A 13,795-nucleotide genomic window follows, 5' to 3' on the forward strand; every position below is an offset into this window, starting at 1 on the left:
CTGACTCTACTATATCAAAGCTAAAATAAGAAAACAAGAGCAAAAAAGCAAGTGGTTACTTTAGACCCGTAAGTGGTTGTAGGACCACCTTAACTTACAGGTCAACATAGAAAGAAAATCACACCCCACACAAGAGCACAAATATAGCCAACCACTACATCCTTGGGAAAATGCACTCCACCCAAGACTCTCACTAGACCGAGGAGGGCTGACAAGACCAACAAGATAACCCCTACAGATAAACTAGCATGTAAGCAAGCCATGGAGATAATGGTTGCTGAAAAGACATGACGACTGGGCATAGACTGACCAGGGCTATCTCTGTCAAGCAAAGGTTTAATATCCCATTCCTCATAAGGCCTAGAGGCATTGATTTTCTTACGAAGAAAGGATAAAATCACAAAACCTGATGCAGGAATAAACAAATAGATTCCGACCTGTTTCCCAAGTCCTTCTTGGAGATAGGTAGTAGCTAACAAGGTTAGATAAATCATAGGCATAACTACCGTCATGAACCGATTGAAAGTTCTTAACAATCTCAGAAAGATAGGTCTATTTTCAATCTTACCAGCAACGTGGTCATACCATTCTTGATAATTTTTCATATATTTTCTCATCACTTATTCAAATTTTGCTTATAGGGAAGCACTTGTCTTCTAGTATAGTGCAGAAAAAGAAGGCCGTCAAGCCTTCTTTCGATTTATTATTCTGCTTCGTCTTCTGTAAATTGACTGTTGTAGAGGTCAGCGTAGAAACCAGCTTGCGCCATCAGCTCATCATGATTGCCTTGCTCGATGATATTACCATCCTTCATAACAAGAATCAAATCAGCATTACGGATGGTTGACAAGCGGTGGGCGATGACAAAGGACGTTCTGCCTTCCATCAAATGATCCATGGCTTTCTGAATCAACTCCTCCGTCCGTGTATCAACAGAAGAGGTCGCCTCATCCAAAATCAAGAGTGGCGCATCTTTCAGCAAAGCACGAGCAATGGTCAAGAGTTGTTTTTGTCCGACAGACAAGGTCACTGTATCATCCAAGACGGTATCGTAACCATCTGGTAGGGTCATAATAAAGTGGTGAATCCCTACAGCCTTGCTGGCTTCAATCACGCGCTCATCACTAATCCCCTCTTGGTTATAGATGAGATTATCTCGGATAGTACCTTCAAAGAGCCAAGTATCCTGCAAGACCATTGAAAAGGCATCATGTACTTCCGAACGCTTCATATCCTTGGTATCCACACCATCGATACGGATACTCCCCTTATCAATCTCATAGAACTTCATCAAAAGATTGACAATGGTTGTCTTACCAGCTCCGGTCGGTCCGACAATGGCAACCTTTTGACCTGCATGAGCTGTCGCAGAAAAGTCATGGATAATAGTTCGCTCTGGTGTATAACCAAAGGAGACTCGATCAAAGACTACTTGACCTTTCATATCGCTCAATTGCCTTTCTTTATGGGATTCGTCTTCCATTTCCTCTTCAGCTAGGAATTCGAAGACACGTCCCATGGCTGCACTAGCCTGCTGAAGACTACTAATCCCCTGAGCGATTTGTGAAAGAGGCTGAGAAAAGATACGAACATAGGCCATAAAGGCAACGATAATCCCGATACTAATCTGCCCATTCAGAGCCAAGGCCGCACCAACGATAATCACCAAGGCATAGCTAAAGTTCCCAATAAACATCATAATCGGCATCATAATCCCTGAAATAAACTGAGATTTCCAGATACTGTCATACAGACGATGGTTTAATTTCGCAAATTCTTCTTTCGTGCTCTCGATAGCATTGTAACTGGTCACCACATTATGGCCAGAGTACATTTCCTCCACATAGCCATTGACAGCCGCCAAATCCTGTTGCTGACTCTTAAAGAAGCCCTGTGATTTGCCCATAAAGATGGATACAAATGCAAATCCAACAAGGGTTGAAACAACCGTCACCAAGGCTAAAATCCAGTTCATCCCAAACATGGTTACCAAGACTGCCACGACCAATAAACTAGATGAAAGAACTGTTCCCAGACTTTGATTGAGGGACTGGGCTGCAGTGTCAACATCATTGGTTACACGAGACAAGGTATCTCCTTGAGAGTGTCCATCAAAATATCCCAATGGTAGGCTATTGATTTTCTCTGCAATAGCTCTTCTCAAACGCTCTGAAAAACGTTGAATGACTGTAGTAAACAGAAAGGCCTGCAAATAATTTGATAGAAGCCTAATTACATAGATGACGACCAAAAAACTACCAATGGCTGCAACCGCCGCGACATCCACACTTGTTTCCAGACCACTGGCAATAATATTAGTCATTTCCTTGATGCGGGTTGGACCATATACAGTAATGATATTGGATACGATTGTTGCTAGAAAGGCTATCAGAAGGGCAAACTGGAGGCCTGCAAGATAGGGTTTACTCTGTTTCCAGAGAGACATTTTCTTATTTTCCATGTTCCAATTCCTCCTTCGATAGTTGTGAATAGGCAATTTCTTGGTAAACTTCGTTGTTTGCTAGAAGTTCCTTGTGGGTGCCTTGTCCCACGACTTTTCCTTGATCCAAGACCAAAATCAAATCAGCATCCATAATCGTTGAAATACGCTGTGCGACGATAAGCTTGGTCATAGACTTGGTTTTCTCTGCTAACTCTTGGCGTAGGACACGGTCTGTCTTGTAATCCAAAGCTGAGAAGGAGTCATCAAAGATGAGGATTTCTGGCCTCCGAGCCAAGGCACGCGCAATGGCCAGACGCTGTCTTTGGCCGCCTGAGAAGTTGGTTCCTCCTTGGGCCACTTCTGAGGCCAAGCCCGCTTCCTTGTCTTCGATAAAGTTTTTAGACTGGGCCAATTCCAGAGCCTGCCACATAGCTTGCTCACTAAGTGGTGTTTCTTGACTCTGTCCAAAGTCTAGATTGCCCTTGACATCTCCAGAAAATAGCACAGCTTTTTGTGGAATATAGCCAACCTTGTTGCGCAAATCATTTAAGTCATAGTCTTGAACATTGACACCGTCCACCAGAATTTCTCCTTCTGACACGTCGTAGAAACGTGGAATCAGATTGACCAGAGTTGATTTACCAGAACCTGTTGACCCAATAAAGGCCACTGTTTGGCCAGTTTCTGCTTTAAAGCTAACATGCTCGATAACTGCCTCCGAATTTGCCGCATAGCGGAAGGTCACATCCTTAAATTCGACCTGACCTTTGAGGTTTTCATCAGCCAGCTGCACTTGAGCAGGGTTTTGGATAGAAGAATGCAAATCTAAAACTTGATTAATCCGCTTAGCAGAGACCATAGTTCGGGGAAGAACGATGAAGAGTGCTCCCATGAGAAGGAAGCCCATGACAACCTGCATAGCATAAGACATGAAAACAATCATGTCACTAAAGAGAGGCAGACGCGCTATCGGAGCAGCGTCGTTAATCACATAGGCCCCAATCCAGTAAATCGCCACACTCAAACCACTTGAAATCCCCATCATGATAGGGTTCAAAATAGCCATAAGACGGTTGACAAACAAATTCAAGCGTGTCAATTCATCATTTGCTGCTGCAAATTTTTCATTTTGGTATTCTTCAGCATTGTAGGCGCGAACGACACGAATACCTGTTAAACTCTCACGAGTGATACTGTTCAGCTTATCTGTCAGACTTTGAATCAAGGACTGTTTTGGAAAGGCTAGCGTCATCAAAACAGTCGTCATCAAAACATTGACAATTACTGCCACAAGAACGGCCCAGAGCCAGTATTCTGAATGACCTAAAATCTTTCCGATAGCCCAGATAGCCATAATCGGACCACGCGTAACTACTTGCAAGCCCATAGTAATCAACATCTGAACCTGAGTAATATCATTGGTAGTACGAGTTAGAAGACTAGGAATAGAGAATTTCTTAATCTCTGTCTGCGAGTAGTCTAAAACTCGGTTAAAAATATCACTTCTCAACCTACTAGTATAAGAAGCTGCCACTCTGGATGCAAAAAATCCAACTGCAACTACGGACAAGAAGGCAAGAAAGGACATTCCCACCATCATGCTTGCCGGCTGCCACAACTCATCTAAATTAGTTCCTTGACTACCTAGCAAATCCGTAATTTTCGAGATATAAGTCGGCACTTCCAACTCCAGATAGACCGAAAGGCAGGTAAAGAGAATGGCTAGTAAAATCATCCCCCATTATTTCCTACTAATTCGTTTGGCTAATTTCTTCATTCTCTCCTCCTATTCTCTCGATATTTGCCTGTAGTTGACCGAGAACTTTCTCAAAAATCAGTAATTCATCTTCATCAATGTCTTCCATCAACTGCTTGTCTATGCGTTCAAAGAAGGCCTTAACCTGCTGCATTTGAGAACGTGCTTTGTCCGTCAAACAAACAAATTTTGCCCGCTTATCAACAGGACTCGCCTCCAATTCCACCAAACCATTTTGCACCATACGCTTGACCAAATTACTAGCAACAGACTTGGTAATATTGAGTTCCTGCTCGATATCTTTAATCAAGACCAAGTCTTGGTTTTTCTCACGATTATCCAAAAAACGCACAACCTGACCTTGAGGCCCACCCATAAATTCAATACCACAACGTTTGGCTTCCTTTTGCACCATGAGGTGAATCTGATGACCAAAACGCTTAAAGACTAACATCGGTTTGTCCATACAAACTCCTTTCTAACTATCACATTTAGTTCCCCTAGGAACTAAATAAGTTTCCGTGAGAACTATTTTACCACTTTGAAAAGAGATGTCAAGAAAAAGTTTCCTAGAGAACTATTTTTTTGATTTAAAAAATCCCAAGTGATTTTTTCACTTAGGATCATGTTTGCTAGGTTAATTTAGAACCCGTCTACGTTTGTGTAGATTTTTTGTACGTCTTCGTCGTCTTCAAGAACGCTGTAAAGTTTTTCAAAGGTTTCAAGGTCATCGCCTGACAATTCCACTTCTGACTGAGGAATCATTTCCAATTCAGTCACTTGGAATTCTTCGATACCTGACTCACGAAGGGCAACGATAGCCTTGTGAAGGTCAGTTGGAGCTGTGTAAACTGTGATTGTACCTTCTTCTGCTTCTACATCATCCACATCCACATCTGCTTCAAGCAATTGCTCAAAGACTGCATCGGCATCTTCACCTGCAAATACGATAACTCCCTTGTTGTCAAAGAGGTATGAAACCGAACCTGAAGCGCCCATGTTTCCTCCGTTTTTACCAAAAGCTGCACGGACATTAGCCGCTGTACGGTTGACATTTGAAGTCAAAGTATCCACGATCAACATAGAACCATTTGGTCCAAAACCTTCGTAACGTCCTTCTGTAAAGGTTTCGTCTGTGTTTCCTTTTGCTTTATCAATCGCTTTATCAATAACGTGTTTTGGCACTTGGGCTTGTTTAGCACGGTCGATAACGAATTTCAAAGCTGAGTTTGATTCTGGATCTGGATCACCTTTTTTAGCTGCTACATAGATTTCTACACCAAATTTTGCATATACTTTAGAGTTAGCTCCATCTTTAGCCGTTTTCTTGGCTACGATATTGGCCCATTTACGTCCCATTAGGAATCTCCTTTTTTCACATTTTAATCTTTCTTATTATAACACAAGTTTTTTCGATTTTCACTAGAGGAAATGGATTTTATTCAGTAAATCCAACTAGGATAGCACTTTTGTTGCCAAGATGGTCTTGCCTTTCCATCCTTATCAACATTCAAAAAACAAACTAGACCATTATCTGAAAATAGAAAGTTTCTACCAAGTTTGACAAAGTCCGCTCAAACTACTGTTTAGAGTTTGTAGATATAATCGACAAAAACAATCATACTGCACCTTTTATTGACAGTCTACTCCAGACATATCATAGTTCAAGTAAATACTTTGAAATTCAACAGTTCTTATAGGCGCTATTGTATTCTAAGAAATCAATAGAAGAATTTCTAACCAAACATCTATTACTCAATGAAAATCAAAGAGCAAACTCGAAAACTAGCCACAGGTTGCTCAAAACACTGTTTTGAGGTTGCAGATAGGGCTGACGTAGTTTGAAGAGATTTTCGAAGAGTGTAATTTATGTGTTCCTGAAACAGAAATGTATGCTCTTTTTGATTTCACATGATACTGAAGTTAGACTAGTACAACGGCACTTCTAAAACAAGTAAAAGGTAGCTAATTCCCTGTATAGCAAGGAGTTTCACTACCCTTTTTACTTTTTCTTACAGCTACGGTTTGATAGACTCATTTTAAAATCACGAGCCTAGTCATTTTCTACCTTATCCTCTACCTGAGGATAAAGAGTCGTTCCCCAAATAGAAATCGTCCGCTTGCGCACTAGGGGCAAATCAGTTTTTTCATAAACCGTACGCCACCATTCCCAGGCAAGTCCGGTACACTCTCTAATTTTGACAGAGAGATTGCGAACATTTCCTTTTAAAGGAATACTAGTGGTAAAATGAGCCGTCAAATCCTGGCCATTTCTGTCCCAAGCCTTAGGAGTCAAAACTTCTTTACCTTGATAATCATAGGATAATTCATCCCAAGTAATGTAATATTGGGCAACATAGGCACCACTATGATCCAAGAGTAAATCTCCGTTTCTGTAAGCTGTCACCTTAGTCTCAACATAGTCTGTACTGTTTTGAAAGGTCGCAACTACATTGTCCCGTAAAAAAGAAGTTGTATAGGAAATCGGCAAGCCTGGGTGATCTGCTGTAAAGCGACTGCCTTCTTGAATCAAGTCCTCTACCATATCCACCTTGCCTGTTACAACTCGGGCACCCGAACTCGGGTCGCCCCCTAAAATAACCGCCTTCACTTCTGTATTGTCCAAAATCTGTTTCCACTCTGTCTGAGGAGCTACCTTGACTCCTTTTATCAAAGCTTCAAAAGCAGCCTCTACTTCATCACTCTTACTCGTGGTTTCCAACTTGAGATAGACTTGGCGCCCATAAGCAACACTCGAAATATAGACCAAAGGACGCTCTGCAGAAATTCCTCTCTGTCTTAAATCCTCTACCGTTACAGTATCTTGAAACACATCTCCTGGATTTTTAACAGCATCTACGCTGACTGTATAATAAATCTGCTTAAAATTAACAATCTGAATCTGCTTTTCGCCCGAATGGACAGAATTAAAATCAATATCAAGAGAATTCCCTGTCTTTTCAAAGTCAGAACCAAACTTGACCTTGAGTTGTTCCATGCTGTGAGCCGTGATTTTTTCATACTGCATTCTAGCTGGGACATTATTGACCTGACCATAATCTTGATGCCACTTGGCCAACAAATCGTTTACCGCTCCGCGAACACTTGAATTGCTGGGATCTTCTACTTGGAGAAAGCTATCACTACTTGCCAAACCAGGCAAATCAATACTATAAGTCATCGGAGCACGATCGACCGCAAGAAGAGTGGGATTATTCTCTAACAAGGTCTCATCCACTACGAGAAGCGCTCCAGGATAGAGGCGACTATCGTTGGTAGCCGTCACGGAAATATCACTTGTGTTTGTCGACAGGCTCCGCTTCTTTCTTTCGATAACAACAAACTCATCGGGTAGTTGATTCCCCTCTTTGATGAAACGATTTTCAATACTCTCTCCCTGATGGGTCAAGAGTTTCTTTTTATCATAATCCATAGCTAGTATAAAGTCATTTACTGCTTTATTTGCCATATTCTTCCTCCTAATAAGTTCCTGGATTGAGTTGCATAAACTCAGACTTGTTCAGCGAAATCAGCCGTGGTTGGACTAAGTGATCCAAAATTTCCTCGTACAATTCTTCTGAGACATTGCGTCGCCGTCTAGCTAGATAAGAAGTCGGAATGACCGTATTATCCAACATAAATACCTTATCTAAGTCAATCAAGGTTGGTCTTGTAAAAGGATTACGAGCTAGATCCGGCTCTTCTATCATAAAGTTCTTGACCAAACGTCTGGTCAAGAGAGCTGGTTTGAAGGTCTGATTTTTAACCAACTCTTTGTTTTTAGTCATGCTGTTGTCAATACAAATATACATATGATTCTTCACAGCCAAATCGCTACTAATAGTCGGAAAAGGCAAATAAAGAGCTACAACATCTCCTCTCTTAATCAAGCAAGAGCACCCCCTTTTCTCCTAATGTAACATAGACAGGATTGACCAAGTCTTCTGATTGACTCAGTGTTTCCAAAGTTTGAGTTTGGCGCCCTGTCAATTTAGTAGCATCTTGTCTCTTCAATACAAAATGCTTGTCGCCAATAACCTTGACACTATAATCCTTCTCCAAAGCTGACTGGTAAATCCACATCAGATATTGTCTGTCCTGAGAACTCAAGAGAGAAGGATGTTCAAGTCTCCCGATAGTCTGATAAAAATCAAAAACAGGAGCCAAAGCTTGCCAATCTGACTGGCTAGTTGTCAAGGCTAGAAAAAGGGCTTTGCGAGCTGATACTTCTTGATTAGCCTTGAGAGTCCCCTTGCCCTCCAAGTTTTTTAAAAAGTGGGAAACTCCAGAAAGCAAATCTTTCTCTAACTGCGAGAAATAAAAACCTTGCCTTCCCAGACACAAGTCTCTCAAGTCGCTTTCTCTAGCAAATAAGAGTTCAAACAGTTGATAATAAAAGAAAAATATCTGGCACTGAGTTGCGCTCATCTTTTCCTTGTCGGCTTCTTTTTTTAACCAGAGCAAGGGCAATAGGTAGCTGGATTGAGACATTTCCTCCACCTCCTACTCTTTTTTCTCTGGAGCATCTGCACTAGCTGCCACTTCTTTTGACTGGATACTTTCCCACTGGTTGATTTCCTCTGAGATAAGACCTTCGCATGTCTTGACAAATAGGGCAAAAGTCTTGGTTTTTCCTGCATATTTCTCTGTTTGGCATTGATAGAGGAATTTTTCTCTCTCCAGGAGTTGCGCAGTCTTTTGGTAAGAAATCCAATGTTCCTTTGCATTATACAAATTGAGAATCCCTTCACACAGCAAGCCTAAACTGGATAAGGCAACCGAAATCAAACGGTAGCGATCACCTGGCATAGGAACAGCACAAAAGACAGCTATGAGGAAACCTGCCACGATTTCTGTTATTTTTAATACCTTATAGCGTCTACGATGTTGAACGCTTTTCTTTAAAAAATGAGCTATCTGTACGTCCAATCGATCTGTCAGGTACATTTCTTCTGGCGTCATGTTCGTAACCCCTTTCATTTACTTTGATAATCATAGTATAACATATTTGAATATCAAAGTATAGTAAAAACTGAACTATAACTTATTATAAAATCTAAATATGAAATATTTGTGAAATAAGGGAAAAATATCACAAAAAGGATGGAACAAAAAGTTTCAAAATGATAAAAACGCATAATACCTTGCCTTAAAAAGCTTGATATTATGCGTTTTATCAGAGAAAGATTTTCTGAATGTTCACCTCAAATTGAGTTTTTCCAACATTCTATCAATCACTATTCTAGCTGGTTTCCGACTCGGCTAAGTTTGACTTATCTTAACTGAGCAAGAACAGCTTTGAGTTTCTCAATCAACTCCTCTTCTGTGTGGTCAGACTCTTTCTCATTGGCTAGGAAGGCAACTGCTTGAGCGAGAGCTTCTCGTGCTTGGTCAAGGACTTTCGCATCTACATTTGTAAGGTCGCTTTCTTGCAGAACCTTAGTCAGTTCCTTAGTCAATTTCTTGAGTTCTGACTCTTTCTTGCGACGAGCGATGAGGAAGAGAAGGAGACCAAGAAGGGCGAGCAGGCTAGCAATCATGGTACCATATGGAAGATGACCTTGCTCTTTGCTTGTTTCTTGCATTTCCTCTTTATCCTTAGTCGCTTGCTTACCTTTCAAGGATTCGAGTGCTTCTTTGATCTTAGCAGTCATCTCTCTCAAGTCTGCTTCCGTCAAGTCAGTATTTCTAAGGGCTTCTTGACCCTCTCCGAGAATGATCTTCACAGCGTCGATGACAGATTGATCAATACCATCCAAGTCTTTCAAACGAGTTTCCAAGTCTCCAATCAAATCTCTTAAGACGGATTTATCAACCTGTTTCTCTTGACTCGATTGAGTGCCACCAGCAAAGGTTACACTTCTCCGGTTACGGATTGGTGGTGTCACACTGGTGTTAGTGTTGCCACCGTTATTAGTGTTGCCACCGGTGTTGGTGTTGCCACCGTTATTAGTGTTGCCACCGTTATTAGTGTTACCACCATTGTTAGTGTTGCCACCGGTGTTAGTGTTGCCACCAGCGTTAGTGTTGCCACCATTGTTAGTGTTGCCACCATTGTTGGTGTTACCACCGGTGTTAGTATTGCCACCATTGTTGGCGCTTGCTGTGGCTGTGACCTTATTGATTTCAGCAATACCAGCAGTCTTCGCATTCTCTACATCAGTTTGTGTCTTAGCTTTATCAATCTCAGCTTCCGCTGCTGTAACTGCTGCCTCTACTTGACGATTAGCGGCTTCCTTCTCTTCATTTGTGATATGAGGAGTTCCTGCTAGAGCGTTTTTCTTCTCGTCAGCTTTTCTGCGTAGTTCTTGCTTAGCTTGAGTGTTAGCAGTTCCTGTGGCTGTAACGTTATTAATTTCAGTAACTCCTGTAGTTTTGGCTGTATCTACCGCTGTATTTGTTGTTGCTGTATCTACGTTTGAGATTGCTGTTGTTTCTTTCTCTGTTACTGTTCGCTTAGCTGTAGCTTTTTCTTCATCTGTTAAGCCTGCTTGTTTGTCTATCTCACCTCGTTTAGTATTTGCGGCTTGTTTGATAGCTTCTTTTGCTTCAGGTTTTTTAGTTCCTGTGGCTGTAACGTTATTAATTTCAGTAACTCCTGTAGTTTTGGCTGTATCTACCGCTGTATTTGTTGTTGCTGTATCTACGTTTGAGACTGCTGTTGTTTCTTTCTCTGTTACTGTTCGCTTAGCTGTAGCTTTTTCTTCATCTGTTAAGCCTGCTTGTTTGTCTATCTCACCTCGTTTAGTATTTGCGGCTTGTTTGATAGCTTCTTTTGGCAAATCTTTCCCTATCGGGTTCACGCCGTTAATATTTTCCAACCCCTTGTGCAAGGCATCATCCACCTTAATAAGGCTGTCGGCATTTTCAATATCGCGTGTAGCTTGACGTGCATAGGTATTAACTATTGCAGTAGCACCATCTCGCTCTACAGACGAAAGGCTTCCATTCTTACCAAGGCTATCATTTTTACGTTGTCTCGCTTTCTCTATTTCATCCTTAGCATCACCTTTTGCCTCGGCATATGTTCTGGCATGCCATTGGTTTGCAAGAAATAATTCGGCCCCCTCTCTGCCTCTTAATCCAAAAGCATATACCAGTTTTTTAACATCATTATTTCCCACGGTATTAAATGACAATCTATATTTTCTGTCACTATTGGGCAATTCAAAATAGTATAACTCTCCTCTACTTGAATTGATAATGTCAAACTTTCCATCTGAAACCTTTTGATTTTCTCGGCTTTCAGCTCGTCTCTCATAAGGATTGGTTCCTCTAGGTCCCCTCCTTGCCAAATCGTTTAGACTTCCAGACGGCATTGGATTCAATGTGAATCTATTATTAACGCCAGTAGACGTCGTAGTCCCTTTAGTAACCCTACCAAATTGCGCTCTTGAGTCTCTAAGTAGTTCTAAAATACTACTAGTATTTGGAGATCTAGTTGTAGTTCCTCCACTTTTTTCTGTTATGCTAAAAGCATCCGAATTGTGTTTAAATTCTTGACCCGAAGGAACAGTAAACCAAACTTGTGTATTCCCCGGTAATCTCCTGTGCTGATTATTAATTTCAATATCCCAATGAAATCCATCTTCCGTTGATGTTACTGTAGCTTTAATATATTTTTCAGCCTCTGATACCAGCTTCGTTGAGTTATCTCTATATTTTCTATTTGAATAGAAAACATAGGTATACTTATCATAAGGAGAATTTCCCCTATCACCTGATTTCTCAAAATAACTTTCTTGAGCTGTTCTAAAGGCTTCAGAGTAGTTTTCGCCAGCTCTTGCAGCTCTTGTAACTCTCGAACTACGAAAGTCAGAGTAGCCACCATCACGTGGTTGAGGAGTTACTCCTCCAGCTGTAGTTTCCTCACCATATTTTTCTTCCAGCACTCCTTCGATGAGGTCTCGGGATTTTTTCAGGTCGACTAGGGCAGCGGCAAAATCTTCTTGGCTGATGGTATCGCCTTTAGAAAAGGCTTCATTGAACTTATCAGCTGCTGCTTTTGCTGCTTGGATTTTATCTTCCGACGCTTGATTTTCTTTAAGTCGTTTGACAATAGACTCTAATTCATCTTTTAGTCTATAGACGCCGTTTTCACCTTCTGTCGTATTAGTGTAGGTTGGGAGTTCTCGTGGAGTAGATTGAGAGTTGGCTTCAGGTGCTGCTTCCTTTCCTCCATCAGTTGGACTAACTTGGTTCGCAACTGCTCCAGGCTCGATTGTTCCCCCTCTTTTACGACGCTTTCCACCAGTTGCTTGCTCAGTTGCAGTTCCGTTTGGTTCGACAAGCTTATTATTTGTCGAACTTGCTTCACCCAAGTCTGTCAATTTTGGTAGCGATGGCTCCAAGGCTTGATTGACACGGCTCGTCAGTTCTTCCATAGCTCTTACTTGCTCATCAACCTGCGCTTGCGTCGCTTTTGGATCGTCCAAAACTGCCTTAGCTGCTGCTAGACCTGCTTCCACTTCATCGTGGAGCGCTTTCATGGAGCTAAGAGTTAGTTTTTCCAACAAAGCTTGCAGATTGCCTTGGAGTGATTTAGCTTCTGTCGTTTTAGTGGCAGATGTGGGCTGGTCTTGCTCTTTTACTGCTCCTCCTTGAGAAGTTTCTTGAGCAGCTGGCTTCGTCTCTGGTTTGGTAGGAACAAGGCCAGCTGTTTCCTGCCCCTTACTAGCGTCCTCGATTTTAGTCTCTGGAGAGTTTGACTCCCCTGCAGACTGGAGCTCAGCCGACGGTTCAGTCTGAGAGACCTTCTCTGGCTCTTCCCCATCTGACTCCTGTGGTTCCCCATCTGAATTTCCAGCAGATCCAGCAACTACATCACTGGCTGTTGCCGAAGATACTGCAGGTGCCTGCGCTTGCACCCCATTTGCGAAAAACATCAATGCCGCAACCGCAACACTAGCAGCCCCAAAATGGTATTTACGAATGGAATAACGGAAAATTTTCTCTCCATTGCCATCATTCTTTTTCTTGAACATAAGTGAATCCTTTCCTCATCTGAGAGCTTCCCCGAGCTTAGAAAGCGCGCAAAAAGCCGACAGTCGATAATATATCAATCATATAGTAACACTTCTGACATACAAGTCAACCTCCTCGCTGACAAGATAGAGTCAGGAAAGGCAAGAAAAAAGCGACAATATATATATATATATATATATATATGCACAGACATATAAAACCTTTTAATACAGCCTATTTTTTAACAAATAGCGAAACAGTTATACTACATTTATATATGTACAACACCTTTTTGTGCCAATGTTACAATATTGTTACATTTTAATTACACAATCGTTTCAAGAAATATGATGGAAACCTGAGTATTTTATAGTAATTCCCTTCCTATCAATTAGGTCAACAGTTGAGTGTTGAGTGTTGAATATTGAAACACCCTATCCTCAGCAAAGGACTATGATCAGCATTTCCTAGCCGCTAGGACGCTCCAAATCACCTATTCTAAGTCCACCATAGCTTGGTCAGTAAGATACAGACTGCAAGGCGACGCTGATGTGGTTTGAAGAGATTTTCATTGAGTATAATTTTAACTTCTTACTTTTCATTCCTATTCCTTAAGTCATAACCACCCGTGA

Annotated in this window: 10 protein-coding genes; all 10 read right to left on the reverse strand. The window is 41.5% G+C overall.

Annotated features, from left to right (window positions below; translation table 11 throughout):
- Positions 1–101: 101 nt before the first annotated feature.
- Positions 102–605 (reverse strand): phosphatase PAP2 family protein, encoded by a 504-nt coding sequence (locus tag HT678_RS08600; protein ID WP_165778265.1) that lies wholly within the window; start codon positions 603–605, stop codon positions 102–104.
- Between the two features lie 98 nt (positions 606–703).
- Positions 704–2,461: an ABC transporter ATP-binding protein gene (locus HT678_RS08605; protein WP_101514396.1), complete on the reverse strand. Its 1,758-nt coding sequence runs from the start codon at positions 2,459–2,461 to the stop codon at positions 704–706.
- Positions 2,451–4,178 carry an ABC transporter ATP-binding protein gene (locus HT678_RS08610; RefSeq protein WP_226372030.1) on the reverse strand — a complete coding sequence of 576 codons (1,728 nt, stop codon included), beginning with the start codon at positions 4,176–4,178 and terminating at the stop codon, positions 2,451–2,453. The genes HT678_RS08605 and HT678_RS08610 overlap by 11 nt, the downstream gene beginning before the upstream one ends.
- Before the next feature lie 16 nt (positions 4,179–4,194).
- Positions 4,195–4,665 (reverse strand): MarR family winged helix-turn-helix transcriptional regulator, encoded by a 471-nt coding sequence (locus HT678_RS08615; protein ID WP_050223005.1) that lies wholly within the window; start codon positions 4,663–4,665, stop codon positions 4,195–4,197.
- Positions 4,666–4,841: 176 nt separating this feature from the next.
- Positions 4,842–5,558, reverse strand: a complete 717-nt coding sequence (locus tag HT678_RS08620; RefSeq protein ID WP_000532877.1) for a YebC/PmpR family DNA-binding transcriptional regulator — start codon at positions 5,556–5,558, stop codon at positions 4,842–4,844.
- A 694-nt stretch (positions 5,559–6,252) separates the two neighbouring features.
- The gene (gene ply / locus HT678_RS08625; protein ID WP_166737022.1) at positions 6,253–7,668 is read right to left on the reverse strand and encodes a cholesterol-dependent cytolysin pneumolysin; all 1,416 of its coding nucleotides are present in this window, start codon (positions 7,666–7,668) and stop codon (positions 6,253–6,255) included.
- Between the two features lie 10 nt (positions 7,669–7,678).
- Positions 7,679–8,089, reverse strand: a complete 411-nt coding sequence (locus HT678_RS08630; protein WP_000595757.1) for a hypothetical protein — start codon at positions 8,087–8,089, stop codon at positions 7,679–7,681.
- Entirely contained in the window at positions 8,082–8,690 is a 609-nt protein-coding gene (locus HT678_RS08635) for a hypothetical protein (protein WP_000083606.1), read from the reverse strand. Before HT678_RS08635 ends, HT678_RS08630 begins: the two co-directional genes overlap by 8 nt.
- A 12-nt stretch (positions 8,691–8,702) precedes the next feature.
- Positions 8,703–9,161, reverse strand: coding sequence for a DUF4231 domain-containing protein (locus HT678_RS08640; RefSeq protein WP_000186951.1), 459 nt, complete (start codon positions 9,159–9,161; stop codon positions 8,703–8,705).
- A gap of 311 nt (positions 9,162–9,472) precedes the next feature.
- Positions 9,473–13,183 (reverse strand): DUF1542 domain-containing protein, encoded by a 3,711-nt coding sequence (locus HT678_RS11580; RefSeq protein WP_226372876.1) that lies wholly within the window; start codon positions 13,181–13,183, stop codon positions 9,473–9,475.
- Between the last annotated feature and the right edge of the window lie 612 nt (positions 13,184–13,795).

This window comes from Streptococcus sp. 3167 (assembly GCF_013277175.1).
Classification (GTDB): domain Bacteria; phylum Bacillota; class Bacilli; order Lactobacillales; family Streptococcaceae; genus Streptococcus; species Streptococcus pseudopneumoniae.